Raw genomic sequence first — 23,841 nt, forward strand, 5'->3', positions numbered from 1 at the left:
CGGCCGACGGGGTCGGCACCGGTGACCAGCGGCTTCTGCGTCCCGGACCCTCCGGTGACGAGCCCTCCCCGCCGCGCCGGGAAGTTCCCTCCCATCCGATCCGCCCAGGGCTCCGAACCACGTCATGGAACGCTGCCCACGACGGCTACACAGTCGTCCGGCGTCCGACGAAGGAGTCACGATGCGCACGACGACGAAGCGACTGCTCCCCCTGTTCGCGGCCACGGCCATGCTCGGCATGTTCGGCGCCTCCGGCGCCGCCCTGGCCGAGGGCCATGACGGCGACCACGGATCCACCACCCTCGAGGCCCACCTCACCGAGCTGAACGACTCCGGTGCCTCCGGCACCGCCTGGGTCACGGTCGAAGGCAACCAGGTCACCGTGAACCTCGAGAACACGGGCCTGCTCGCCGGTTCCCCGCATGCCCAGCACATCCACGTCGGCGGCAAGAACCAGTGCCCCGATCCGAACATGGAGGGAAGCGGCGAGAACGGGGCCATCCAGGTCTCCGACGCCCACGACGACTACGGCATGATCGTCGCCTCCCTCACCACCGAGGGCGACACCAGCCCGGACAGCGGCCTGGCCGTGGACCGCTTCCCGGTGGGCGACGATCCGTATGAGCGCACCTTCGAGGTGAGCGACGAGGTCGCCGCCGACATCAGCGCCGGCGATGGCGTGATCGTCGTCCACGGCGTCGACCACAACGGCAGCGGTGCGTACGACGGCGACGTCGTCTCCGATCTCGACCCGAACCTGCCCTCCGAGGCCACCGATCCCGCCGCCTGCGGGACGCTCGACGTGGCCCAGATGGAGCAGTGGCCCGAGGGCGGTGCCGAGACCGGTGACGGCACCACCGCAGGCATCGAGCAGTCCGGCGTCATGCTCGCCGGTGGTGGGCTGCTGACCGCAGCAGCCGCTGGTGCCTTCGCACTGCGTCGTCGTCAGACCCAGAAGTGAGATGAGCTCTCACGGAACAACCCGACAGAACGGCGGCCGTCGCACGGCGGTCGTCGTTCTGGCGGTCCTCGCCCTGCTGGGCGCCGCCCTCCTGGTGTTCGCGCTGACTCATCAGGTCGGCGCCCCGCCGGAGCCAGCGCTGCGCACGACCGGCGCGAGCTCGGACGGCGCAGGTGCGGACGATGCGGGTTCGGACAACGGCGGCGCGGAGCCGTCGGACGTCGGAGGTGCAGCGCCGTCGGCCGCTCCCCACGCCGAGCCCGCCGACCCCTCGCAGCAGCCGGCCACCGCGGCACGGGAGACGCCCACCGTGCCCGCGCTCCCGGCATCAGTGCCGACTGGGCTGCGCATCGACTCGATCAGCGTTGACGAGCAGGTCTTCCCGATCGGCCTCGGCGAGGACGGAAAGCTGCTCGCCCCCCGCGGTGAGCAGGCAGACCTCGCGGCCTGGTTCGACGGCTCTCCCACCCCGGGACAGTCAGGACCCGCCGTCATCGAAGGTCACGTGACCTGGGGCGGTGAACCCTCGGTCTTCTTCGAGCTCGGGGCTCTGCAGCCCGGAGACCGGATCGACGTGGACCGGGAGGACGGCACCGTCGCGACCTTCGAGGTGTACGACGCCGCCCGGTACCCCAAGGACCAGTTCCCCACGGTGGCCGTCTATGGGAGGACCGTCGGGCCGGAGCTGCGCCTGATCACCTGCAGCGGCGACCTCAACGCGGACGGGCACCATCGGGACAACACCGTGATCTCCGCACGACTCATTGAGAACTGAGGACAGACCATGGCCGCCTCCCGCACCGCGAAGGGCTGGCTCGGCCCGCTGCTGCTGCGCCTGTAGTTCGTGATCACGCGGTCCGCAGCGAGCTGAACAGCAGGCTTGTCTGCGTGGAGTTGACCCCGGGGAGCGCCCGGATCCGCTCGAGCGCCAGATCGAACTCCGAGAGGTTCCGACAGCGGAGCTGGATCACCAGGTCCCAGGTGCCGGTGGTCGAGTGGAGCTGCTCGATCTCCGGATAGCCGCGGATCTCGTGGACGATGTCGTGATTGCGGCGGGTCTCGGTGGACACGAGCATGACGCCCCGCACGGAGTCCTGCTCGAGATCGCTGCTGACTCGAATCGTGAATCCTTCGATCACACCGTTGTCCACGAGGCGGTCGATCCGGGAGGTGACGGTCGAGCGATTGATCCCCAGCTCCCGCGCCAGGACTGCCACCGGGGTGCGGCTGTCGGAGCGCAGAAGGGCGATGAGGCGGTAGTCCAGGTCGTCGAGCACGCAGTCAGCGTAACGCCACCCGGCAGAGTGCGGAAACATTGCGCATCCTGCCCGCAACTCGGCGATTGCGGCGCCGCATCGCCGCGCTCTACCGTCTCTCTTGGCCCAGGTGAGGGAATGGTTCCGGGAGTTCCTCCCGCTCAGAGTTCGAGGTAGCGAAGTGCTCGATGTGTCCGTCCTCCCCGCCTTCCTGGTGGCGGTGCTCGTGATCCTGGTGACCCCCGGACCGGATATGGCCTTCCTGGTCGCGACCGGGATCAATCAGGGCCGCAGAGCGGCGGTGCGCGGAGCTTTCGGTGTCACCTCGGCGATGACCATCTGGGTGCTCGTCGCGGCGACGGGGCTGGGGGTGGCGCTGACGCAGCTGCCGTCGGCCCTCGATGCGATCCGGATCGCCGGCGCGGGCTATCTCCTCTTCCTCGCCGTCACCACCTGGCGGAACGCGGGGGCGGCGATGGCAGACGCGCAGACGGTCCCCCACGTGTTCCGTCGCGGCTTCCTGGTGAACCTCACCAACCCCAAGGTCGCGCTCTTCTTCGTGGCCTTCCTGCCCCAGTTCCTCGGCTCGGCGGATGAGCACCCCTTCGGCCAGATCCTCATGCTGGGCCTGCTGCTGCAGGCCACGGGGCTCATCGCGGACATCGCGATCGGCAGCGCGGCCGGACTGTTCCGGGATGCTGTGCTGGGCCGCCGCAAGGTGCGCCTGGCGCTCGACGGCGCGGCCGGCACGGTCTACGCCGCGCTCGCCACCCTGCTGGTCGTGGGGGTCGCCCGCTCGTAGCGGCGAGATGCTGCCCCTCGGCATCGCTCGCGGTGTCGGCGCACGGGCCGGCTCGGTCATGATGGTGCCCAGGCATGATGGTGCCCAGGCATGCCGGTGCCCGCGCGTCGTGCTCCGGAGATCCCGGCGCCCTGCCCCGGATCCGCACCGAGTTGCGAGGAGGGACCCGATGATCACTCTGCACATCGACGGCCGACGGGTCGAAGACATCGCCTCCTTCTACGAGGAGGTGAACCGGGTCTTCATGCAGGGGGAGGACTGGCGCCTGGGGGAGAGCCTCGATGCGCTCGACGATCTGCTGTACGGCGGGTACGGTGCCCTGCACCGGCACGAGTCGGCCCGGGTGGTGTGGGAGGAGCACGAACTGTCCGCCGCCGCACTCGGTCTCCGCGCCACCCGCGAGCAGCTGCTCACGAAGCTCGCGACCCCGCAGCGGTATGACCAGGACCTCCTCCGTCGCCGACTCGAGCAGCTCGACGCCGAGGGCGGCCCCACCTACTTCGAGACGGTGCTGGAGATCTTCGGGTCTCACCCGGGGATCGAGCTCGTGCTGGCCTGAGCGGAGTGCAGCTCAGTCCTCCTGCCCCTGAGCGCTCCCGTCGGCCACCGGGGCGTGCCGCTCGAGGAACTCGAGCATCGAGACCCGGTCCACCCCGGTGAAGGTGCCCGTCGGCATCGCGGCCAGCAGCGAGGCGTGCAGCCGCGCGACCGGCCACACCGACCCCTCCCAGCGCTCCACGAGCGTCGGATCCGGCTCTCGGCAGCAGACCGGATCGGGACAGGAGGAGGAGTGGCGCACCGTCGTCTCCCGGCCCCGGAACCACTTCGTGTGCTGGTAGGCGGTGCCCACCGAGATCGAGAACTCCCCACCCGGACCGGATTCGATGTGCGAGGTGCACCAATAGGTGCCACCCGGCTTGTCGGTGTACTGGCAGTACTGCCCCATCCGGTCCTCGCTGCGGAACACCCGCCGCGCGCTCCACCAGCGGCACACCCGCTGCCCCTCCACCGCGCCGAGCGCATCGGTGGGGAAGCGGACCTCGTCGTTCTGGTAGGCCTTGAGGATCGTGCCGGAGGAGTGGACTTTCAGGAAATGCACGGGGATGCCCAGGTGATGGGTGGCCAGGTTCGTGAAGCGGTGCGCAGCCATCTCGTAGCTGACAGCGAACTCGTCCCGCAGATCCTCGACCGACAGCTCCCGTTCCGCCTTCGCCCGGTGCAGGAAGTCCAGTGCCCCCGCCTCGGGCAGCAGCAGCGCGCAGGCCAGGTAGTTCGTCTCCACGCGCTGACGCAGGAGGTCCCCGTAGTCCGCGGGCTCGCCCTTCTGCAGCACATGGGCGGCGATCGCCTGCAGCACCGTGGTGCGAGGATCCGAGGTTGCCCTGCCCAGCGGCAGGTAGATCCGCATATGCTCCGAATCCGTGATCGACCTGGTCGAATGCGGCAGGTCGGGCACCGAGTGCAGGGAGAAGCCGAGCTTCGCGGCCAGCAGTGACACCTTCGACTGGGACAGCGGCCCGCCTCGATGCCCGATCTGCTCCAGCAGCTCCCGGGCCGCCTCCTCGAGCTCGGGATAGTAGTTCCCGCCCTCGGACTGCTCCTGGCGGAGCTGTCCGTTCACCCGCCGCGCCTCCTCCGGGGTCGCGGCCCGCTCTTCGTGCAGGCGCCGCAGCTCCTCGTGCAGGGCCAGGATCGTCTCGATCGCCGCATCGGAGAGAGACTTGCGCACCGGCAGCTCGGGCAGTGGGAGGCTCTGGTAGAGGGTGCCGGCCTGGGCTCTCTCCAGCGCGATCTCCAGTGCCGCCCGACGGGACGGCGGCTCGGGCTCCAGCAGGTCATCCACGCCCACTTCGAGCGCGCGGGCGATCCTTCGCAGCTCGCCGAGCTTCAGCTCCCGCCTGCCGTTCTCGATCACGGACAGCTGGGAAGGGGCGCGCTCGACCCGCTGCGCCAGCTGGGCGAGGGAGAGACCACGCTCCAGCCGGCGCGCACGGATGCGCTGACCGATCAGCAGCGGGTCGAAGGAGTCATCCTCGACATCTGTCGCAGGGGTCGTCGCCGGGCCGGGAGCAACCTCGTCGTGCACCATGCGCACACGGTGCCATAGAAAAGTTCTGATCGACAGAAATATCGAGAAAGTTCTTCGAATCGGGGGGTTCTAGGGGGCTTACGTGGGCTGCAGAGTGTGACTACTCGATGAAGTTCGTCGAGAGCGACGGTGGACCCACCGCCCCGCACACCCCGATCGATCCCGAGGAGCCGACGATGACCACGCCCATCCCTCCCACCACCCCCATCCCTCCCGCAACCTCTCTCCCTCCTACCGCGCCCGGTACCCCCCGTGCCGGAGACCAGACCATGACCGCCGAGGAGCTCGCCCGCGATTGGGAGATCGACCCCCGCTGGCGGAACGTGCGCCGCGACCACACCGCCGAGGACGTCATCGCGCTCGCCGGGCCCGTCCGCGAGGAGCGCACCCTCGCCCGCCGCGGCGCGGAGACCCTGTGGGACCTCATCGAGCTGAACACCTCCGATCCGGAGCAGTGGGTGCGGGCCCTCGGTGCTCTGACCGGCAACCAGGCCGTCCAGCAGGTCCGCGCCGGGCTGAAGGCCATCTACCTCTCCGGCTGGCAGGTCGCGGCCGATGCGAACCTCTCCGGGAAGACCTACCCCGACCAGTCCCTCTACCCCGTCAACTCGGTGCCCGCCGTGGTGCGCCGCATCAACAACGCCCTGCAGCGCGCAGCTCAGATCGAGCACGCGGAGACCGGCACGACCAGCCGCGAGTGGATGGCGCCGATCGTCGCCGACGCCGAGGCCGGCTTCGGCGGCCCGCTGAACGCCTACGAGCTGATGCTCTCGATGATCGAGGCCGGCGCCGCGGGTGTGCACTGGGAGGACCAGCTGGCCAGCGAGAAGAAGTGCGGCCACATGGGTGGCAAGGTCCTGGTCCCCACGTCGCAGCACGTGCGCACCCTCAGCGCCGCGCGCCTCGCCGCGGACGTCGCTGGCGCGCCGACCGTGATCATCGCCCGCACCGATGCCCTCGCCGCGAACCTGCTTACCAGCGACATCGACGAACGGGATCAGCCCTTCCTCACCGGGGAGCGCACCGCGGAGGGGTTCTACGCGGTCCGCCCCGGGATCGAGCCGGTGATCGCACGGGGCCTGGCCTATGCGGAGTACGCGGACCTGCTGTGGGTGGAGTCCTCCGAGCCGGATCTGGAGCTGGCCCGCACCTTCGCCGAGCGGATCCACCGCGACTTCCCCGAGCAGAAGCTCGCCTACAACTGCTCGCCCAGCTTCAACTGGAAGCGCCACCTGGACGACGCCCAGATCGCCACCTTCCAGCGCGAGCTCTCCGCCATGGGCTACGCCTTCCAGTTCATCACCCTGGCCGGCTTCCACTCGCTGAACCACGGCATGTTCGAGCTGGCCGCCGGCTACCAGGAACGCCAGATGAGCGCCTACGTCGAGCTGCAGGAGGCCGAGTTCGCGGCAGCGGACCGCGGCTTCACCGCCCACCGCCACCAGGCCGAGGTGGGCACCGGCTACTTCGACCGGGTCGCCACCGCCCTGAACCCGTCCTCCAGCACCCTCGCGCTCGTCGGCTCCACCGAGACGGCGCAGTTCTGATCGCCGCACCCCACCCCCACGTACCGGGCTGCACCCGCGCCCGCGCCCCGCCGTCGGCCCCCGCACGACCTCCCCAGAAGGAGCAGGATCATGACCCTCACCCAGCAGCGTCCCACCCCGCCCGGCCCTCGTTCCCCGCGGCCCCCGCAGACCGTCCCGGCTACCTCCCAGCCGAGCCGGATCGAGCTGCTCGGACCGATGGAGCACCGCTTCGACGAGATCCTCACCCCGGAGGCGATGAGCTTCCTCGCCCAGCTGCACGACCGCTTCGCCAGCCGCCGCTCGCAGCTGCTCACCTCGCGAGCCATGCGGCGCGAGGCGATCTCGGGTGGTGCGATGTTCGACTTCCGCCCCGAGACCGCCGCAATCAGGGACGACCCGACCTGGCAGGTCGCCGGCGCCGGCCCGGGCCTGACGGACCGCAGGGTCGAGATCACGGGCCCCACCGATCGGAAGATGACCGTCAACGCGATGAACTCCGGCGCGAACGTGTGGCTCGCCGACGGCGAGGACGCGTTGAGCCCCACCTGGCACAACGTCATCACCGGGCAGCTGAACCTGCATGACGCGATCCGTCGGCGGATCGACTTCGTGAGCGACGAGGGCAAGGAGTACCGGCTGGGGGAGCAGACCCCCACCATCGTGTTCCGGCCCCGCGGCTGGCACCTCCCCGAGCAGCAGCTGCGGTATCAGCGGGCCGATGGCCGCTCCTGCCGAGCCTCCGCCTCGCTGGTGGACGTGGGCCTGTACCTCTTCCACAACGCCCACGAGCTGATCACCCGCGGCACCGGGCCCTACCTCTACCTGCCGAAGCTGGAGTCCCATCCCGAGGCGCGGCTGTGGGACGAGGTGTTCACCATCACCGAGCAGCACCTGGGCCTGGAGCACGGCACCATCCGCGCCACGGTGCTCATCGAGACGCTCCCCGCAGCCTTCGAGATGGACGAGATCCTCTATGAGCTGCGCGATCACTGCGCGGGGCTGAACGCGGGCCGCTGGGACTACCTGTTCTCGATCATCAAGCAGTTCCGCGATCGCGGCCGCAACCAGGTCCTGCCTGACCGCTCGCAGCTGACCATGACTGTCCCGTTCATGCGGGCCTACACGGAACTGCTGGTGCGCACCTGCCACCGCCGCGGCGCCTACGCGATCGGCGGGATGAGCGCCTTCATCCCGAACCGTCGGGACCCTGCGGTCACCGCGAACGCCTTCGCGAAGGTCTCCGAGGACAAGGCGCGGGAGGCGGCCGACGGATTCGACGGCACCTGGGTCGCGCACCCCGACCTGATCCCGGCGGCGCGCGCCGAGTTCGACGCGGTGCTGGGGGAGCGACCCCACCAGCTCGCACGCATGCGGGAGGACGTGCGGGTCACGGCCGCGGACCTGCTGGACCTGCGGGTCGAGGGCGGCCGCATCACCACCGCCGGGATCCGCCAGAACATCCAGGTGGCGCTGCGCTACCTCGACTCCTGGCTGCGGGGCCAGGGCGCCGCGGCGATCGACAACCTGATGGAGGACGCGGCGACCGCCGAGATCTCCCGCTCTCAGCTGTGGCAGTGGATCAACCAGGGGATGCTCACCGAGGAGGGCATGCCGATCGTCAAAGAGCGGATCGAGTACTTCATCGACCGCTGCGCCGAGGAGCTCGGCGGTGCCGAGGGTCTCTCGGGCGCTGAGGCGCTCCCGAGCGCCGAGGGCAGCCGGATCCCCGAGGCGGCCGAGCTGCTGAAGGACGCGGTGCTCGGAGAGGAGTTCCCGGCCTTCCTCACCACCGCCGCATACGAGCAGCACCTGCGCTGAGCGCGCGGGAGGCCCTGAGGGCGGGTGGAACGCCATGGAACCCCGTGGAACCCCATGAAACCCTCGCCCTCAGAGACCCCCCCCGGGGGTATCTTCAGGACATGCGGATCGGTATAGATGTGGGCACGACCAGGACCATTGCGGCAGGCGCCGACCGAGGGAACTACCCGGTGCTGAGCTTCCAGGACCCCGACGGGGACCCGCACGGACACTTCCCCTCGGTCATAGCGCTCGACGGAGACGCCCTGGTCCACGGCTTCGAGGCCGAGCGTGCCGCCCGAGCCGGTGCGCCTCACCTGCGCTCCTTCAAACGGCTGCTCGGGGACCCGACCACGCATCCCGGGACCACGGTCGAGCTCGGCGGGCGGGAGTTCGCCCTGCTGGACCTGCTCACCGGCTATCTCACGGCGGTGCGCACCGCCCTGCCGGTGCCGGTGGGGGAGGTGGCGGTCTCCGTCCCGGCGCACGCCCACTCGGCCCAGCGGGTGATGACCCTCGAAGCATTCCGACGGGCGGGCATCGACGTGATCGCGATGATCAACGAGCCCTCCGCCGCAGGCTTCGAGTACACCCACCACCAGAGCCGCTCCCTGACCTCGCGCCGCACCCGCATCGCGGTCTACGACCTGGGCGGCGGCACCTTCGACAGCTCCCTGGTGGAGGCCGACGGCGCCAGCCACGTGGTGCTCGGCAGCCGGGGCGAGAACCGCCTGGGCGGGGACGACTTCGACGAGGTCCTCGCGGAGCTCGCGCTCGAACGGGCGGGGATCCGTCCCGAGGACCTCTCCGCGGCCCAGCATGCCGCGCTGCGTGAGGAATGCCGGGAGGCCAAGGAACGCCTCACCCCGCAGACCCGCCGGGTGATGATCGAGATCTCCGCCGAGCACGATCCGGTGATCCTCTCTGTGGACGACTTCTATGCTGCCGCGGCGCCGCTCATCGAGCGCACCCTGGAAGTGATGGCGCCGCTGGTCGGCGCCCTCGATGCGGACTCCGGCATCGCCGGCATCTACCTGGTGGGCGGCGGCTCGGGGCTGCCGCTGGTGGCCAGGCTGCTGCGCGAACGCTTCGGCCGACGGGTCCACCGCTCGCCCTATCCCGCAGCATCGACCGCGATCGGACTGGCCATCGCGGTGGACCCTGACGCCGATGTCACCCTCACCGATCGTCTCTCCCGCGGCATCGGGGTGTTCCGCGAAGCGGACTCCGGCGAGGGTGTCGCCTTCGATCAGGTCCTCACCCCGGAAGCCCCCCTGCCGCAGACCGGCAGCACCAGCGTGACCAGGCGCTACACGGCCGCACACAACCTGGGCTGGTTCCGCTATGTCGAACATCCCGCGCTCGATGACGCGGGCGAACCGCGCGGCGACCTGGTCCCCTACGCAGACGTCCTCTTCCCCTTCGACCCCGCGCTGCGCGAGCTGGATGCGGCAGAGCTCGCCGCCGTCACGGTCGAGCGCCGCGAGGGCGGGCCGGAGATCGAAGAGACCTACACGGTGGACGCCGCCGGCATCGTCACCGTGCGGATCACGGATCTGAGCAGCGGGTTCAGCCGCGAGTACGGACTGGCACGACGGGGCTGAGCGCGAAGCGCGGCCGGTGAGTGATCTCCCTCAGGCCGTGCTCGATGAAATCCCCGAGCCGCCTGGTGGGGATGCTCGGGGCCGCACCGAGGCGATGATGCCCACCTGGCGTGCTCAGCCGTGGGCCGACTCCGACGGTCGCTGCCACTATCAGGAGAAGCGCAGCCGAGCCGCCTGTCGCAGCAGATGGTCACGCTCGGCGGTGTTGGTGGCTGTCCTCGCCGCCTCGGCGAACAGCGCGGCCGCCCGCGGCAGGTCGCCCTCGGCCTCGTGCAGGTGCGCCGCGACGGCGGTGTAGCGGGGCAGGGTCTCGTCGAGCTCCGAGAGGGCGGCGAGACCGGCTCGTGGTCCGTCGGCCTCCCCGACGGCGACCACTCGGTTCAGCTGGGCGATCGGGCTGCCGGTCAGGCGCACCAGCTCGTCGTACCACTCGAGGATCTGGAGCCAGTCCGTCTCCTCGACGGTCGGGGCGTCCGCGTGGAGGGCCGCGATCGCAGCTTGGGCCTGGAACTCTCCGAGTCGGTCGTGACGGAGGGCGGCCTGCAGAATCTCGACCCCCTCGGCGATGATCCCCGTCTCCCAGAGGCTGCGGTCCTGTGCGGCGAGCGGGACCAGGGCCCCGTCGGGCGTGAACCGGGCGGGGCGCCGCGCGTGGTGAAGCAGCATCAGCGCGAGCAGCCCTGCGACCTCGGGGTGGGCGATCGCCGCATGGAGCTGCCGGGTCAGCCGGACAGCTTCCGCGACGAGGTCGACCTCGCCCGAATAGCCCTCGTTGAAGATCAGATAGAGCACCCGCAGCACCGTTTCGACGTCACCGGGACGGTCGAGCCGCTGTCCTGCCAGGGTGCGCTTGGCGCGGGAGATGCGCTGGCCCATGGTCGCCTCGGGCACCAGGTACGCCGCGGCGATCTGGCGGGTGGTGAGCCCGCCCACGGCGCGCAGGGTGAGGGCGACCGCGGAGGCCGGTGACAGGGAGGGATGCGCGCACAGGAAGAGCAGAGCCAGAGAGTCGTCGGTCGCGGTGGCAGGCCCGGGCCCTGGCGCGAGCTCGGTGCGCTCCTCGCGGCGATGGCGGGCGTCCTCCGCACGGACCTGGTTCAGGAACTTCCGCCAGGCCACGGTGACAAGCCAGCCTTGCGGTTCCCGGGGCTGATCCTCCGCCCAGGAGCCGAGCGCCTCGATCAGAGCCTCCTGCACGGCGTCCTCCGCCGCCGCGAAGTCCGCGCCGCGGCGGCGGAGGATACCGATCACCGCGGGCACGAGCTCCCGCAGCAGGGCCTCGTTCATCCGTCGGTCGGGGCGTTCACACCGTAGAAGGGGCGCAGCTCGAGCCATTCGTGGATCGGGGCGCCGCCTTTGCCGGGTGCGGCCGAGAGCTCACCGGCTAGCTCGATCGCCCGCTCATGGCTCTCCACGTCGATGATCATCCAGCCCGCGATGACGTCCTTGGTCTCCGCGAACGGTCCGTCGGTGACCGGGGGCCGGCCCTCCCCGTCGAACCGCACCCAGAGACCGTCGGGGGAGAGGGCCTGGGAGTCGACGTACTCACCGGTGCCGGTGAGCCGGGCCGCGAAGTCGTTCATGTACTTCAGATGCGCGTCGAACTCCTCGGGGGTCCACTGGTCCATCGGCACGTCGTTCACACCGGCGGGAGCTCCGCGGTAGTGCTTGAGCAGCAGGTACTTGGACATGGTGTCTCTCCTTCGAGGGGGTGCGACCCTCTGTGGTCGCGTTCACCCCTGGGACGGAACCGGCCGATGGTTCTCGACATCGCCGGCGCCATGATCAACCGAGGACGGGGCGCAGCTCGAGCCATTCGTGGATCGGCTCGCCGTCCTTCCCCGGTTCCGCCGAGAGCTCGGCGGCGAGCTCCACGGCCCGGGCATGGCTGGCGACGTCGATGATCATCCAGCCCGCCACCAGGTCCTTGGCGTCGAGCGCTGCGGAATCGGTGAGCGGGGGATTGCCCACTCCGTCGAACCTCACGAAGGTTCCTTCGGCGGACATCGCCAGCGAATCCACGAACTCACCGCTTTCCCGCAGCCGGTCCGCGAAGTCCTCCATGTACTTCATATGGTCCGCGACATCACGCTCGGACCACTGATCCATCGGAACGTCGTTCACCCCGGCCGGGGCACCTCGGTAATGCTTCAGGATCACGTACTTGGCCATGGTCGGCCTCCTTCGAGAGGGTCCGACCAGTCTCCTCCCCGGAAGGTCTGACGGGAAGAGGGTTGGAGCGGTACCCCGAGGGTGCCTCGCCTCAGGGCTGTCCGTGATATTCGATGACCTCGTCGAGGATGTCGATGGTGTCGAGCTGCCAGGCGATCTCCTGCTGCAGGCGTGCGCGGTGTTCGCGCAGCACCTCCACGAGATCCTCGGTGCGGTACCCCTCCTCGACCAGGCCCGGCAGCACAGGCTGGACCTCGGCGCTCGTGAGGCCGGCGGCGAACAGGCGCTGGACCAGGGCGACGCGCTGGACCGCCTCCTCGTCGTAGCGCCGATGCCCGGCCGGGGTGCGCTCGGCCAGGAGCAGGCCCTGCTCCTCGTAGTACCGCAGGGAGCGATGGCTGACCCCGGTGCGGGAGGACAGCTCACCGATGCTGAACGTGGACCCGTCGGTGGTCCTCACAGCGATGTCAGTGGTGGTCATGCCCGCACTGTACGACCTCCGTGGCGACGGTTCATGCAGGTCAGCGGCGTGTCGTCAGAAGTGACAACGATGTGAGGGCTCTGACATCAGGCCAGCGGAGACGTCAGGCCAGCGGAGACGTCAGGCCGGCGGGGACCTCAGGCCAGCGGGTTCGGCTGCGGGGGCAGGGCTTCGATGATGGGGTGGTCCTTGTTGATCACGCCCATCTTCGCCGCTCCGCCGGGGGCGCCGAGGTCATCGAAGAATTCGACGTTGGCCTTGTAGTACTCAGCCCACTGGTCCGGGGTGTCGTCCTCGTAGAAGATCGCCTCGACGGGGCAGACGGGCTCGCAGGCTCCGCAGTCCACGCACTCGTCCGGTTGGATGTATAGCATCCTGTCGCCTTCGTAGATGCAGTCCACAGGACATTCGTCCACGCAGGCTCGGTCCTTGACGTCCACGCAGGGCAATGCGATCACATAGGTCACGGGGTGCAGTCCTTCCGGTCGGTGCATGATCGAGCGTAGGATCTCAAGTGCACTTGAGGTCAAGGAGACGCGCCTGAGGTCGGACCCGGCACCGTACGGGACCCGGAGCACGGGGAGAGGGGGCGGGGTGAACCCCACTTATGAGCCCGATGACCTGTTGACGATCGGCGAGATGAGCCACCGCACCGGGGTGGCGACGTCGGCGCTGCGCTATTACGAGGAGCTCGGCCTGGTGGGCTCGGTACGCACCGGCGGCAACCAGCGCCGTTATCCCCGCCATATGCTGCGCCGCGTCTCCCTGATCTCCGTCGCCAAACGGCTCGGCATGCCACTGTCGGACGTCAAAGAGGCTTTCGGGGACGTCCCGATGGAGAGCACCCCCTCGCACTCGGATTGGCAGCGTGCTTCCCGTCGCTGGAAGAAGCGGCTCGAGGAGCGGCGACGGGCCATCGAACGGCTCGAGCACGAGCTCACTGGCTGCATCGGTTGCGGCTGCCTCTCGCTCAAGGCCTGCGCACTGCTGAACCCGGATGACGCCCTCGCCGAGATCGGCCCGGGACCACGCCGCCTCGAGGATGTCACCGAGTTCCCCGAGGGCGACGCGGAGAGGTCTTGACCTCAAGTGCACTTGAGGTCTTATTGTCGTGGCAACACCACCATTGAAAGGATGATCCACATGGCTGACTACACGCTTCCTGATCTCGATTACGACTATGGCGCGCTGGACCCCTCGATCTCCGGGAAGATCATGGAGCTGCACCACTCCAAGCACCACGCGACCTATGTCAAGGGCGCGAACACGGCGCTGGAGAAGCTCGCGGCGGCTCGTGAGGCGAATGATTTCGGGACGGTGAACCAGTTCTCGAAAGACCTCGCGTTCAATCTCGGTGGTCACACGAACCACTCGATCTTCTGGAAGAACCTCTCGCCCGAGGGTGGCGACAAGCCCACCGGTGAGCTCGCTGCGGCGATCGATGAGTTCTTCGGGTCGTTCGATGCTTTCCGTGCGCATTTCACGGCGGCGGCGCTGGGTATCCAGGGCTCGGGCTGGGCTGTGCTCGCGTATGAGCCGCTCGGTGGGAATCTCGTGATCGAGCAGTTCTACGATCAGCAGAACGGTGTGCCGGTCGCGACGATCCCGCTGTTCCAACTGGATATGTGGGAGCACGCGTTCTACCTGGATTACCAGAACGTGAAGGCGGATTACGTCAAGGCGATCTGGAACATCGTGAACTGGGCTGATGTTCAGGCGCGGTTCGTGAACGCGACGAGCAACGCCTCCGGCCTGGTCATCCCCACGGCCTGAGCTGAGCCTCGGCGCCGGCTCGACGACGGCGCCGGATTCGTCCTGCAGCACCGGCCTTCACCGGTCCGTGCTCCGCGGTGACAGTGGCCGGTCCCTCCGCGTAGGGACCGGCCGCTGCGCTGTGACGGGACGGCCTGCGGGTCAGCTGTGGCGGTGAGTCGTCGCAGGCACGGACGTATCCTGGAGCCTCGGGAGGCGGGCGCTCCCGCGACAGCAGAACACGGCAGAGGAGGTCCCCATGGACGTCTCCGTCCTCGGCATCCTCTTCCTCCTGGCCATCCTCGCGGTGGTGGTGATCGCAGGAATCGCTCTGGTCGCCGTCGTGCTCGGGATCATCATGCTCGTGCGCAGGTCCACCGCACGCCCCGCCCCGATGACCTCCGTCGGCCGAGAGCATCCGCGCCGATAGCAGCCTCGGCCGGCCCTGGCGCCTTCGCCGCTCCGTGAGCCTTCACCGCACCGGACCTTTCGGACGATGTGTCAGCGCTGTCGCCCCCTCTACAGTGACAGGGTGGATGTCGATCGTGCCCCCTCTCCGGAAGCGCCCCGTGCTGTGATGCCGGCGCCGGCCGCTGCCGCCGGCCGAGCGGTCGCGGAGGGCGACACCGCCTCCGCCCTCGCCGCCACCCTGCGCGGCGCGATGCACGTGGCGTTCCTGGTGCTGCCGAGCGTCGGCGCGCTGCGGGCCATCACTGCCGAGGCGGTGACGCCGGCTCTCGCGATCCTCGCCGCCGCCGTGGTCGCCGCGATCTACCTGCTCGGATCCCAGCGCGCCCTGGCCCGCGGCGCAGCGGGACGCTCCACCCGCACCGACCTGCTGCTGCCCTCGCGCGGCTGGGTGCTGACGCTCTGCGTGGCCTGGATGGCCAGCACCTTCGTCTCCGCGGCCTTCGTCTGGATCGCCTTCCCGCTGTTCTTCCTGGTCCTGTTCGCGCTCGGCCGCATCGCCGGACCGCTGGTGATGTGGGGGGTCGCGCTCTGGGCGGTGATCGCCCCCGTGATCGCCCGCGAGCAGTGGTCGCTGGGAGTCGGCGAGATCCTCGGCCCGCTGGTCGGGGCGGCGTTCTCACTGATCGCCCATGCCGTCTACCGTCGGCTGCTGCAGGAGACGGACCGCAACCGGGAACTCGTCGTCCAGCTGCGGGCCGCCCAGGCCGAGCTGGCCGATTCCGAGCGGCGCAAGGGCATCGCCGAGGAGCGTCAGCGCCTCGCCCAGGACATCCACGACACCCTCGCCCAGGGGTTGAACTCGATCGTCATGCTCAGCCGCGGCGCCCGCAACGCCCACCCGACGGCCGGCGTCGAGTTCGGCCGCATCGAGGACACCGCCCGCGAGAACCTCGCCGACGCCCGCCGCCTGGTGCGGGATCTCGCCGACCGCGCTCCGCAGACCACCCTCGAACAGGCGCTGCGTGCCGCGATCTCGCGGGCCGAGGCGCTCGGGGACCTGGGGGAGCAGCCCCGCTGGGAGCTCCGCATCGACGGCACACCGCGCGAGCTGGAACCAGCGCAGGTCGAGACCCTGCAGCGTGCCGCCCAGTCGCTCATCGCCAACGTGCAGAGACACGCCGAGGCGCAGCGCTGCGTGCTCACCCTCGCCTGGTGGCCGGATCGGGTGAGCCTGGACGTGGTCGACGACGGCCGCGGCTTCGATCCTTCTGCCGCTCCCCGCCGGGGTGAGGGCGAGGGCGGCGACGGGCTGCGCCTGTTGCGCGCGCGGATGGACCGCGCCGGGGGGACGGTGACCATCGATTCGGCACCGGGAGAGGGCACCACCGTCGGCCTCTCCTTGCCGACCCGCACCCCGTTCACCTCCGACCCCACGAACCCCACGCCACCGAACCCCGCCCCACCGAACCCCGCTGGGTCGACCCCCCTCCAGGAGCCAGGCGAATGAGCATCCGCATCATGATGGTCGACGACCATCCCGTGGTCAGGGCAGGACTGCGCGCCCTGCTCGAGGCCGACGAGGGGATCGAGGTGGTCGCGGAGGCGAGTTCCGGAGACGAGGCGATGAGGTCGCTGAACCTCCTCGCGCAGACCCCCGAGAGCGTCCCCGATCTCGTCCTCATGGACCTGAACCTCGGCGATGGGATCGGCGGGATCGAGACCACCCGGCAGCTGCGCGCCCGCTATCCCGCGGTCCAGGTGCTCGCCGTGACCACGTTCGACGCCGAGGCGGACATCGTCGGCGCCCTCGAGGCCGGCGCCACCGGCTACGTGCTCAAGGACTCTCCCACCGAGGCGCTGATCGCCGCCGTCGGCGAGGCCGCGGCCGGGCGCAGCATCCTCTCGCCCGAGGTGCAGCAGCGGCTGGTGGCCCGGATGACCAACCCCGCCACCGCTCTCTCACCGCGCGAGACCGAGATCCTCGAGGCGCTCGCCACCGGCGCCACGAACCGGGAGGTCGCCAAGGCTCTGTTCATCTCGGAGTCGACGGTGAAGACCCATCTGGTCCACCTCTACGACAAGCTCGGCGTGGACAGCCGCACCTCCGCGCTGCGCGTGGCACGGGAGCGCCGGCTGATCCGCTGATGCAGGTGGGAAGCGGGCCGACAGGCCGTGCCCGCGCACGGGGAGACCAGCGGTCCTCCCCTGCACGGGGGTGGACCGCCGGTCACGTGGAAGGCCGGAGAGACGGGGTCTCACCAGCGATGGGCCACGTCGATCACCAGGCGGGATCCGTCGCCGGGGCCGTCGAGCACGAACGTCCTCATCGGGAGCCGGGCGCGCACGCCGAGCCCGATCAGGGTCTGTCCCTCGAAGCTGCCGCTGAAGGCGACCTGACGGAAGGTGCGGTAGCCGTCGACGTTCACGGCCTGTGAGCGGTTGCGCGGGCTGTAGGTCGCCCGGTAGTCGTCGTCATGAGCGGGGGCGAAGACCAGGACCTCCAGGTCAGCGGCGCCACTGAGCGGCACGGCGAAGCCGGAGCCCAGCTCGGAGACGCGCTGGACGTACTTCACCGAGTATCCCGAGACGTCGCCTTTGAGGTCGACGACGAGCCGGTCGTAGCAGGTGTGTCGGCCGGTGCGGAGGTTGTTGATCTGCGCCGAGGACATTCCTGCGGCGGATTCCGGGAGCGATCCCCAGTAGATGCCGCAGTAGGGGGCGGCGGTGGCCGTGGCCGGGGCGAACATTCCCAGGCCGAGCAGCAGCGCGTACATCGCGAGGGCGGACAGGACTCTCTTCTTCATGGCTGGCTCCTCGAGGAGACGACCGAGGCCGGGACGGCCAGGCCGTATGCCGTGATTGTCCGCCTTTGCGGGTGTGCTATCCAGTGACTGGACGGTCATGACAGCAGGATCGTGATCTGCCGCTGACCGGGGGTTTCGCCGCCGTCTGTCCGGAAAACGAGACCATCAGGGCGGGTGCTCGGGCGGGTGCGCCGATCCGGCGAGACCTCGGTCCCGCGCGAGCTCGCGGAACGGCTGGCAGGATGGGGCACATGACCGTGCTCGTCGCCTACGCGACCCACTCCGGAGCCACCCGCACCCTCGCCGAGACCCTCACCGCCGCACTGCGTGCCGTCGGGCTCGAGGCGGACCTCGCCGACATCGAGGACTCGCCCGATCCTGCCGGATATGACGCCGTGGTGCTCGGCTCCGGGGTTCGGGTCGAAGCGATCGAGAAGGCCGCGACCGCCTGGGCGCTGCAGCACGCGCAGGCGCTCGGCCAGCAGCCCTTCGCGTTCTTCTCCTGCTCGGGCTCGGCCTCCGACCCGTCCAAGGGCGGGAAGCAGAAGGCGACCGATGCCTTCCTCGAGAAGGCCCCGGTCACCCCGGTCGCGGTGAAGAACTTCCCCGGCTGGGTGCTCATGGACCGGATCCCTCTGCACGAACGGGTGCTGCTGAAGTCCATGCGCACCCCCACCGGCGACTTCCGCGACCTGCCCGCCGTCGAGGCGTGGGGCCGGGAGATCGCACCGCTGCTGGGGCCCGCGTCCCCGACCGCCTGAGGCGACGGCACAGCCGGAGCTGTCCGCCGCGTCAGACGGTCTCAGCGGGAGACAGCCCCCGGTCAGGAGGCTTCGAGGCGGCGGACCTCTCTCCGCAGGGCCGCACTCTTCAGCAGCAGGGCGTGGAAGCGCAGCTCCCCGGAGACCTCCGGGTGAAAGGCTGTGGCCAGCAGGTTCCCTTGCCGGACGGCCACGGTGCGGCCATCTGCGAGGCGCGCGAGCACCTCGACTCCCGGCCCCGTCCGGACCACCTCCGGGGCACGGATGAAGGTCGCCGCGACTGGCTCCTCGCCGAGCACGGGGAGGTGGAGCGTCGCTTCGAAGGACTCCTGCTGCCGGCCGAAGGCGTTGCGGCGCACGGTGATGTCGAGCCCGCCGAAGGTCTGCTGACCCGCGATGGCATCCTCGAGCTCCTCCGCCAGCAGGATCATCCCGGCGCACGTCCCGTAGACGGGCAGGCCGGCAGCGATCGCCGCCCGCAGGGGCTCCCGCAGCCCGAAGGCCCGCGAGAGCTTGTCGATCACGCTCGACTCGCCACCGGGCAGCACCAGTGCGTCGAGGCCGACGAGATCCGCCACTCGCCGCACCCGCACCGCCATGGCGCCGAGGGTCTCGAGCGCGCGCTCATGCTCGCGCACGTCGCCCTGCAGAGCGAGGATCCCGATCCGCAGAGCGGGCCCTTCCGAGGCCGAAGTCGGTGCAGGAGCGCTGGTCACCAGCCGCGCTCGGCCAGGCGGTGCGGCGCAGGAAGATCGGCGACGTTGATGCCCACCATCGCCTCGCCGAGCCCCCGGGAGACCTCCGCGATCACGGAGGGGTCGTCGTAGAACGTGGTCGCCTTGACAATCGCGGCGGCGCGTTCGGCGGGGTTGCCGGACTTGAAGATCCCGGAGCCGACGAACACCCCGTCGGCCCCCAGCTGCATCATCATCGCGGCATCCGCCGGGGTGGCCACGCCGCCCGCGACGAACAGCACCACGGGGAGCGCGCCGTTCTCGGCGACCTCCTTGACCAGCTCGTAGGGGGCCTGCAGGTCCTTGGCGGCGAGGTAGAGCTCGTCCTCGCTCTTCGCGGCCAGCTCTCGGATCTGGGCGTTGATGGTGCGGATGTGCTTGGTGGCCTCGGAGACGTCCCCGGTGCCGGCCTCACCCTTGGAGCGGATCATCGCCGCGCCCTCGGTGATGCGGCGCAGGGCCTCGCCGAGGTTCGTCGCGCCGCACACGAAGGGCACGGTGAAGCGGTGCTTGTCGATGTGGTGGAGGTAGTCGGCGGGGGAGAGCACCTCGGACTCGTCGATGTAGTCCACGCCCAGCTCCTGGAGGATCTGCGCCTCGACGAAGTGGCCGATCCGGGCCTTGGCCATCACCGGGATCGAGACGGAGCTGATGATGCTGTCGATCATGTCCGGGTCGCTCATGCGGGAGACCCCGCCCTGGGCGCGGATGTCCGCAGGGACCCGCTCGAGGGCCATCACCGCGACCGCGCCGGCGTCCTCGGCGATCTTCGCCTGCTCGGCGGTGACGACGTCCATGATGACGCCGCCCTTCATCATGTCGGCCAGGCCGCGCTTGACCGCGCCGGTCCCGGTGGCGGGCACGTTCGTGGCAGGCGTGTTGCTGCTGGGGGTGCTATCAGTGCTGTTCATGGGGGCTTCCTCGTCGCTCTCGCGGCGCGGGCCGACGGCATCCGACGCGTCGACCCTCCCTGCACCACATTGACCTAGGCCAAAAAGTAGCACGACACAGGCCAGAGGGCGAGGGTGGGCCGCCGTCGGCACGGGGAGTGCGGGCGACGCCCCTAGACTCGACCGGGTGAGCATCGACGATGACCTGGCGATCCGCGGCGGCACCGCGGCGGAGATCGCCGACAGCGTGCGGGCCCTCGTGGACCGCGGCGACCTCGCGCCAGGAGCAGGCCTGCCCTCCGTGCGCGCCCTCGCCGAGCAGCTCGGCGTCAACCGCAACACGGCCGTGGCCGCCTATCGCACCCTCGCCCGCTCCGGGGTGGTCGTCTCCCTGGGCCGCGCCGGCACTCGCGTGGCCCAGCGTGCGCCGCTGGCCCAGGAGGGCTTCGCCGCCGCGGGCTCCCTACGGGATGTGGGCACCGGCAACCCCGACCCCCGCCTGATCCCCGACCTCGCCCCCGCGCTCTCCGCCGCGGCCGGGCGGCCCGTGCTCTACGGCGAACCGGTCATCGATCCGGGCCTCGAGCAGTGGGCACGGGACTGGATGACCCCCGACGCCCCCGGGGATCCCGCGGACGTGCGGCTCACTCTCACCAGCGGCGCCGTCGATGCCGTGGAGCGCCTGCTCACCCAGGCCCTGATGAGGGATGACGCCGTGGCGCTCGAGGACCCCTGCTTCCTCGCCAGCATCCAGATCGCCCGCCACGGCGGCTACCGCGCGGTCCCGGTCCCGGTCGACGCTGAAGGCATGACCGTCGAGGGCCTCCGCGCGGCGCTCGACCAGGGGGTGCGCGCCGTGGTGTGCACCCCGCGCGCCCAGAATCCGACCGGTGCCTCGCTCACCGCGCGCCGCGCCGCTGCCCTACGGGAAGTGCTCGCCGAACACCCGTACGTGCTGGTCATCCAGGACGACTACTACTCGTTCCTCTCCCAGCAGCCCTTCCACTCGATCATCGGCCCCGGCCATCGGCGCTGGGCACTGCTGCGCTCGGTCTCGAAGTTCGCGGGACCCGACATGTGTCTGGCCGTCACCGCGACGGATCCCGAGACCGCGGGCCGCCTCGCCCAGCGGCTCAGCCCCGGCACTACCTGGGTCAGCCATCTGCTGCAGCGGATCACGCATGCGGTGATGACCGACCCCGACGCGCTCACCCTCATCGAACGGGCCGCCGCGCACTACGCCGACCGGAACGCCCAATTTGCGCAGCGGCTCACCGCGCAGGGCCTGCCGGTGACGGCCGGGGACGGGATGAGCCTGTGGGTGCCTGTGCCCGCCCCCGCACGGGAGGTCGCCGAGCGGCTGATGCGCCGCGGCTGGCTGGTGCGCACGGGGGACGAGTTCCAGCTCGAGCCGGGGGCGGAGCCGTCGCGTCATCTGCGGCTGACGGTGCATGACCTCGACGAGGCGGAGATGCGGTGCCTGGCCGAGGATCTGGTGGAGGCCTCGTAGGCCTGAGACCCATCGATCCCCTCTCAGCTGTCGCCACATGCCCCTCGTGGCGACAGCTGAGAGGGGATCAGTGCTCTCGGGGAGAAGAGACCGACCCAAGCCACATTCCATAAAGGGGTTACATAATCCGTCGGCGCTGATAGCGTGCGGTGATGCACGCCATGGCGACCGGCCGACGGTCGCATCGTCCGGTGCTCTCCACCTCGGCGCCGACGCCCTCCCTGAGGAAGGACCGCCCGCGCATGACCACCACCTCGCCCCCCGAGGAGCACCCCGGAGCCGCCGCACCGGCCGAGGCCTCGCGCCCCCCGCGCGTCGGCATCGTCGGCACCGGCGGGATCTCCCGCGCCCACCTGCCCGGCTGGACCGAGCTCGGCGCCGAGCTGCACTGCTACAGCCAAGCCGGCGCCGAGGAGTTCGCCGCCGAATCCGGTGCGACCGTGCACAGCACCCTCGAGGAGCTGCTGGCAGCGGTGGACGTCGTCGACGTCAGCACCCCCACCCCGGCGCACCCCGAGATCGTGCGCGCGGCACTGGACGCCGGCAAGGACGTGATCTGCGAGAAGCCGCTCGCCCTGGACCCCGCGGAGGCGCGCGACCTCGTCGAGCATGCCGAGAAGGCAGGCCGCAGGCTGTTCCCCGCGCACGTGGTGCGCTACTTCCCGCAGTACGCCGCGGCGAAGCGGGCGATCGACACCGGTGCTGTGGGGAACCTCGCGGTGCTGCGCTTCGAGCGCACCGGCTCCCTGCCCAGCCGTGAGTGGTACGCGGACGAGGAGCTCTCCGGCGGTATCGTGATGGACCAGATGATCCACGACATCGACCAGGCGCTCTGGATGGCCGGTCCCGTCTCGACGGTCTACGCCCAGCAGGCGATCGCCCCCTCCGACTCCGCGGTGCGCACCGCCCACGTGGTCCTCACCCACCGCTCCGGCGTGCTCAGCCACTGCCGCGGATTCTGGGGCCCGGCCGGCACGGCCTTCCGCTACACCTTCGACCTCGCCGGGGATGCGGGGCGCCTGCAGTACGACAGCGCCGGGGATTCGGGGATCGTCTTCGATGATGTCGCGTCCTCCCGCCAGTCCAGCGGCGACGGCTTCCTCCCCGACGTCTCCGTTCTCGCCGATCCCTATGCCGCGGAGATCGTCGACTTCATGACGGCGCTGAGAACCGGCGCCCCCACCCGCGTGGAGGCGGCCGACGGCGCCCTCGCCGTGGAGGTCTCCCGCGCCGCCCTTGACTCCCTGCGCACCGGACGGAGCATCACATGCTGACCGCACGCCCCACCGACCCTGCCGGCCACGCCGCTCCCGCGCTGAAGATCGCGCTGATGAGCTGCGCGCACACCCACGCCGTGGGCTACGCGGCGCAGCTCGGGGCCCGGACCGAGGTGGACCTGGTGGTCGCCGACCCAGACGGCTACGGCGACGTGCGCGGGGTGCGCGTGGTCCCGTCTTTCGAGGACGCCTGGGCCGCTTGGCCGGAGGGCCCCGACGCCATCGTGGTGACCAGCGCCAACGCCCATCACAAGGACCTGGTGCTCGAGGCTGCTCGCCGCGGCGTGCACGTGCTGTGCGAGAAGCCACTGGCCACGAACGTCCCCGACGCCGAAGCGATGGTCGCGGCGTGCCGTGACGCGGGGGTGGTTCTCATGACGGCGTTCCCGGTGCATTTCGCCCCGGCGGTCCAGGCATTGCGCACCGCGGTGGCCGACGGCACCCTCGGCGAGGTCATCGGCCTCACCGGCACCAACAACGGCAAGCTGCCCTCGGCCCGCGACTGGTTCACCGACGTGGAGCTCGCCGGCGGCGGCGCGATGGTCGACCACACGGTGCACCTGGCCGAGATCCTCGACTCGAGCTTCGGCCCGCCCGCGATCGTCCATGCGGTCACCAATCGGATCCTCTACGCCGACCGGGCAGGGGAGGGCGCCGAGACCGGAGGCCTGGTCACGCTCACCTACGACTCGGGCATGGTCGCGACCATCGACTGCTCCTGGTCGATGCCGCCCGACGCCGCGACCTGGGGCGGACTGCGCCTGCAGGCGCTCGGCACCGGCGGGCAGCTCCAGATCGACGCCTTCGCCCAGCACGTGGGCGGCCCAGGCCAGTGGCTCCCCTACGGCACGAACACCGACGCCCTCCTGCTCGACGCCTTCCTCGGCGCGGTGCGCGAGGGCGCGGCGGTGGACCCGACGGGTGACGTGGGCCTGCGCACCGTCGCCGTGGTCGCCGCCGCACAGGAGTCCGTGCGCACCGGCCAGCCGGTGGCGCTCACTCGGGGCTGAG

At 70.3% G+C, this 23,841-nt stretch carries 26 protein-coding genes; 16 read left to right on the forward strand and 10 right to left on the reverse strand.

The annotated features are described in order from the left end of the window. Positions 1–181: 181 nt before the first annotated feature. Entirely contained in the window at positions 182–961 is a 780-nt protein-coding gene (locus ABD893_RS02385) for a CHRD domain-containing protein (protein WP_345075924.1), read from the forward strand. Between the two features lies 1 nt (position 962). Continuing rightward, a complete protein-coding gene (locus ABD893_RS02390; protein WP_345075925.1) occupies positions 963–1,736 on the forward strand; it encodes a class F sortase in 774 nt (257 codons plus the stop codon). 73 nt (positions 1,737–1,809) lie between these two features. On the opposite strand, the gene ABD893_RS02395 is transcribed toward ABD893_RS02390, so the two are convergent. After that, positions 1,810–2,238, reverse strand: coding sequence for an Lrp/AsnC family transcriptional regulator (locus ABD893_RS02395; protein ID WP_345075926.1), 429 nt, complete (start codon positions 2,236–2,238; stop codon positions 1,810–1,812). A 169-nt stretch (positions 2,239–2,407) separates the two neighbouring features. On the opposite strand from ABD893_RS02395, the gene ABD893_RS02400 reads away from it, so the two are divergent. Together ABD893_RS02400 and ABD893_RS02405 are read left to right on the forward strand one after the other, a co-directional pair. Next, positions 2,408–3,019 carry a LysE family translocator gene (locus ABD893_RS02400; RefSeq protein WP_345075927.1) on the forward strand — a complete coding sequence of 204 codons (612 nt, stop codon included), beginning with the start codon at positions 2,408–2,410 and terminating at the stop codon, positions 3,017–3,019. 169 nt (positions 3,020–3,188) lie between these two features. Continuing rightward, the gene (locus tag ABD893_RS02405; protein WP_345075928.1) at positions 3,189–3,578 is read left to right on the forward strand and encodes a barstar family protein; all 390 of its coding nucleotides are present in this window, start codon (positions 3,189–3,191) and stop codon (positions 3,576–3,578) included. Positions 3,579–3,590: 12 nt separating this feature from the next. Here ABD893_RS02405 and ABD893_RS02410 read toward each other — a convergent pair whose 3' ends face one another. Next, positions 3,591–5,108, reverse strand: coding sequence for a helix-turn-helix domain-containing protein (locus tag ABD893_RS02410; RefSeq protein ID WP_345075929.1), 1,518 nt, complete (start codon positions 5,106–5,108; stop codon positions 3,591–3,593). A 176-nt stretch (positions 5,109–5,284) separates the two neighbouring features. Here ABD893_RS02410 and aceA point away from each other — a divergent pair, with 176 nt between their 5' ends. From aceA to ABD893_RS02425, 3 genes are all read left to right on the forward strand, one after another. After that, the gene (gene aceA / locus ABD893_RS02415; protein ID WP_425548326.1) at positions 5,285–6,655 is read left to right on the forward strand and encodes an isocitrate lyase; all 1,371 of its coding nucleotides are present in this window, start codon (positions 5,285–5,287) and stop codon (positions 6,653–6,655) included. Between the two features lie 90 nt (positions 6,656–6,745). After that, the gene (gene aceB, locus ABD893_RS02420) at positions 6,746–8,455 is read left to right on the forward strand and encodes a malate synthase A (protein ID WP_425548327.1); all 1,710 of its coding nucleotides are present in this window, start codon (positions 6,746–6,748) and stop codon (positions 8,453–8,455) included. Between the two features lie 101 nt (positions 8,456–8,556). Continuing rightward, positions 8,557–10,038: an Hsp70 family protein gene (locus tag ABD893_RS02425; RefSeq protein ID WP_345075930.1), complete on the forward strand. Its 1,482-nt coding sequence runs from the start codon at positions 8,557–8,559 to the stop codon at positions 10,036–10,038. A 150-nt stretch (positions 10,039–10,188) separates the two neighbouring features. Here ABD893_RS02425 and ABD893_RS02430 read toward each other — a convergent pair whose 3' ends face one another. The 5 genes from ABD893_RS02430 to fdxA form a co-directional block, all read right to left on the reverse strand. Then, entirely contained in the window at positions 10,189–11,325 is a 1,137-nt protein-coding gene (locus tag ABD893_RS02430; protein WP_345075931.1) for an RNA polymerase sigma factor, read from the reverse strand. Continuing rightward, the gene (locus ABD893_RS02435) at positions 11,322–11,729 is read right to left on the reverse strand and encodes a YciI family protein (RefSeq protein WP_345075932.1); all 408 of its coding nucleotides are present in this window, start codon (positions 11,727–11,729) and stop codon (positions 11,322–11,324) included. Before ABD893_RS02435 ends, ABD893_RS02430 begins: the two co-directional genes overlap by 4 nt. A gap of 94 nt (positions 11,730–11,823) precedes the next feature. After that, positions 11,824–12,210 (reverse strand): YciI family protein, encoded by a 387-nt coding sequence (locus ABD893_RS02440; protein ID WP_345075933.1) that lies wholly within the window; start codon positions 12,208–12,210, stop codon positions 11,824–11,826. A gap of 91 nt (positions 12,211–12,301) precedes the next feature. Then, on the reverse strand, positions 12,302–12,691 hold the full coding sequence (locus ABD893_RS02445) for a MerR family transcriptional regulator (protein WP_345075934.1): 390 nt from the start codon (positions 12,689–12,691) through the stop codon (positions 12,302–12,304). Between the two features lie 137 nt (positions 12,692–12,828). Then, positions 12,829–13,158, reverse strand: a complete 330-nt coding sequence (gene fdxA, locus ABD893_RS02450) for a ferredoxin (protein ID WP_345075936.1) — start codon at positions 13,156–13,158, stop codon at positions 12,829–12,831. A 127-nt stretch (positions 13,159–13,285) separates the two neighbouring features. Here fdxA and soxR point away from each other — a divergent pair, with 127 nt between their 5' ends. The 5 genes from soxR to ABD893_RS02475 all read left to right on the forward strand — a co-directional run bounded on the left by soxR (position 13,286) and on the right by ABD893_RS02475 (position 16,999). After that, complete coding sequence (gene soxR, locus ABD893_RS02455) at positions 13,286–13,774, forward strand: redox-sensitive transcriptional activator SoxR (RefSeq protein WP_345075937.1); 489 nt, start codon at positions 13,286–13,288, stop codon at positions 13,772–13,774. Between the two features lie 60 nt (positions 13,775–13,834). Further along, the gene (locus ABD893_RS02460; protein WP_345075938.1) at positions 13,835–14,464 is read left to right on the forward strand and encodes a superoxide dismutase; all 630 of its coding nucleotides are present in this window, start codon (positions 13,835–13,837) and stop codon (positions 14,462–14,464) included. A gap of 238 nt (positions 14,465–14,702) precedes the next feature. Next, on the forward strand, positions 14,703–14,873 hold the full coding sequence (locus tag ABD893_RS02465) for a hypothetical protein (protein ID WP_345075939.1): 171 nt from the start codon (positions 14,703–14,705) through the stop codon (positions 14,871–14,873). 102 nt (positions 14,874–14,975) lie between these two features. Further along, entirely contained in the window at positions 14,976–16,361 is a 1,386-nt protein-coding gene (locus ABD893_RS02470) for a sensor histidine kinase (protein WP_345075941.1), read from the forward strand. After that, positions 16,358–16,999: a response regulator gene (locus ABD893_RS02475; RefSeq protein ID WP_345075942.1), complete on the forward strand. Its 642-nt coding sequence runs from the start codon at positions 16,358–16,360 to the stop codon at positions 16,997–16,999. The genes ABD893_RS02470 and ABD893_RS02475 overlap by 4 nt, the downstream gene beginning before the upstream one ends. A gap of 110 nt (positions 17,000–17,109) precedes the next feature. Here the strand turns inward: ABD893_RS02475 and ABD893_RS02480 are convergent, their stop codons facing one another. Beyond that, the gene (locus ABD893_RS02480; protein WP_345075943.1) at positions 17,110–17,658 is read right to left on the reverse strand and encodes an AMIN-like domain-containing (lipo)protein; all 549 of its coding nucleotides are present in this window, start codon (positions 17,656–17,658) and stop codon (positions 17,110–17,112) included. A gap of 251 nt (positions 17,659–17,909) precedes the next feature. Between ABD893_RS02480 and ABD893_RS02485 the strand changes: the two genes are divergently transcribed. Next, the gene (locus ABD893_RS02485; RefSeq protein WP_345075944.1) at positions 17,910–18,419 is read left to right on the forward strand and encodes a flavodoxin domain-containing protein; all 510 of its coding nucleotides are present in this window, start codon (positions 17,910–17,912) and stop codon (positions 18,417–18,419) included. A 62-nt stretch (positions 18,420–18,481) separates the two neighbouring features. On the opposite strand, the gene pdxT is transcribed toward ABD893_RS02485, so the two are convergent. Together pdxT and pdxS are read right to left on the reverse strand one after the other, a co-directional pair. Next, positions 18,482–19,135 (reverse strand): pyridoxal 5'-phosphate synthase glutaminase subunit PdxT, encoded by a 654-nt coding sequence (pdxT, locus tag ABD893_RS02490; RefSeq protein ID WP_345075945.1) that lies wholly within the window; start codon positions 19,133–19,135, stop codon positions 18,482–18,484. Beyond that, positions 19,132–20,064: a pyridoxal 5'-phosphate synthase lyase subunit PdxS gene (pdxS, locus tag ABD893_RS02495; RefSeq protein ID WP_345075946.1), complete on the reverse strand. Its 933-nt coding sequence runs from the start codon at positions 20,062–20,064 to the stop codon at positions 19,132–19,134. The genes pdxT and pdxS overlap by 4 nt, the downstream gene beginning before the upstream one ends. A 166-nt stretch (positions 20,065–20,230) precedes the next feature. Here pdxS and ABD893_RS02500 point away from each other — a divergent pair, with 166 nt between their 5' ends. The 3 genes from ABD893_RS02500 to ABD893_RS02510 all read left to right on the forward strand — a co-directional run bounded on the left by ABD893_RS02500 (position 20,231) and on the right by ABD893_RS02510 (position 23,840). After that, positions 20,231–21,553, forward strand: a complete 1,323-nt coding sequence (locus tag ABD893_RS02500; protein WP_345075947.1) for an aminotransferase class I/II-fold pyridoxal phosphate-dependent enzyme — start codon at positions 20,231–20,233, stop codon at positions 21,551–21,553. Positions 21,554–21,795: 242 nt separating this feature from the next. Beyond that, positions 21,796–22,827 carry a Gfo/Idh/MocA family protein gene (locus ABD893_RS02505; RefSeq protein ID WP_345075948.1) on the forward strand — a complete coding sequence of 344 codons (1,032 nt, stop codon included), beginning with the start codon at positions 21,796–21,798 and terminating at the stop codon, positions 22,825–22,827. Continuing rightward, positions 22,821–23,840: a Gfo/Idh/MocA family protein gene (locus tag ABD893_RS02510; protein WP_345075949.1), complete on the forward strand. Its 1,020-nt coding sequence runs from the start codon at positions 22,821–22,823 to the stop codon at positions 23,838–23,840. The genes ABD893_RS02505 and ABD893_RS02510 overlap by 7 nt, the downstream gene beginning before the upstream one ends. The last annotated feature ends 1 nt before the right edge of the window (position 23,841 follow it).

It is taken from the genome of Brachybacterium paraconglomeratum (assembly GCF_039541415.1).
In the GTDB taxonomy this organism is placed as follows: Bacteria; Actinomycetota; Actinomycetes; order Actinomycetales; family Dermabacteraceae; genus Brachybacterium; species Brachybacterium paraconglomeratum_A.

Bases quoted from the DNA above. Each gene is read 5' to 3' on its own strand.
- ABD893_RS02385 (WP_345075924.1), top strand. From the start codon at position 182: ATGCGCACGACGACGAAGCGACTGCTCCCCCTGTTCGCGGCCACGGCC.
- ABD893_RS02390 (WP_345075925.1), top strand. From the start codon at position 963: ATGAGCTCTCACGGAACAACCCGACAGAACGGCGGCCGTCGCACGGCG.
- ABD893_RS02405 (WP_345075928.1), top strand. From the start codon at position 3,189: ATGATCACTCTGCACATCGACGGCCGACGGGTCGAAGACATCGCCTCC.
- ABD893_RS02410 (WP_345075929.1), bottom strand. From the start codon at position 5,108: ATGGTGCACGACGAGGTTGCTCCCGGCCCGGCGACGACCCCTGCGACA.
- aceA (WP_425548326.1), top strand. From the start codon at position 5,285: ATGACCACGCCCATCCCTCCCACCACCCCCATCCCTCCCGCAACCTCT.
- aceB (WP_425548327.1), top strand. From the start codon at position 6,746: ATGACCCTCACCCAGCAGCGTCCCACCCCGCCCGGCCCTCGTTCCCCG.
- ABD893_RS02425 (WP_345075930.1), top strand. From the start codon at position 8,557: ATGCGGATCGGTATAGATGTGGGCACGACCAGGACCATTGCGGCAGGC.
- ABD893_RS02430 (WP_345075931.1), bottom strand. From the start codon at position 11,325: ATGAACGAGGCCCTGCTGCGGGAGCTCGTGCCCGCGGTGATCGGTATC.
- ABD893_RS02435 (WP_345075932.1), bottom strand. From the start codon at position 11,729: ATGTCCAAGTACCTGCTGCTCAAGCACTACCGCGGAGCTCCCGCCGGT.
- ABD893_RS02440 (WP_345075933.1), bottom strand. From the start codon at position 12,210: ATGGCCAAGTACGTGATCCTGAAGCATTACCGAGGTGCCCCGGCCGGG.
- ABD893_RS02445 (WP_345075934.1), bottom strand. From the start codon at position 12,691: ATGACCACCACTGACATCGCTGTGAGGACCACCGACGGGTCCACGTTC.
- ABD893_RS02460 (WP_345075938.1), top strand. From the start codon at position 13,835: ATGGCTGACTACACGCTTCCTGATCTCGATTACGACTATGGCGCGCTG.
- ABD893_RS02465 (WP_345075939.1), top strand. From the start codon at position 14,703: ATGGACGTCTCCGTCCTCGGCATCCTCTTCCTCCTGGCCATCCTCGCG.
- ABD893_RS02475 (WP_345075942.1), top strand. From the start codon at position 16,358: ATGAGCATCCGCATCATGATGGTCGACGACCATCCCGTGGTCAGGGCA.
- ABD893_RS02480 (WP_345075943.1), bottom strand. From the start codon at position 17,658: ATGAAGAAGAGAGTCCTGTCCGCCCTCGCGATGTACGCGCTGCTGCTC.
- ABD893_RS02485 (WP_345075944.1), top strand. From the start codon at position 17,910: ATGACCGTGCTCGTCGCCTACGCGACCCACTCCGGAGCCACCCGCACC.
- pdxS (WP_345075946.1), bottom strand. From the start codon at position 20,064: ATGAACAGCACTGATAGCACCCCCAGCAGCAACACGCCTGCCACGAAC.
- ABD893_RS02505 (WP_345075948.1), top strand. From the start codon at position 21,796: ATGACCACCACCTCGCCCCCCGAGGAGCACCCCGGAGCCGCCGCACCG.
- ABD893_RS02510 (WP_345075949.1), top strand. From the start codon at position 22,821: ATGCTGACCGCACGCCCCACCGACCCTGCCGGCCACGCCGCTCCCGCG.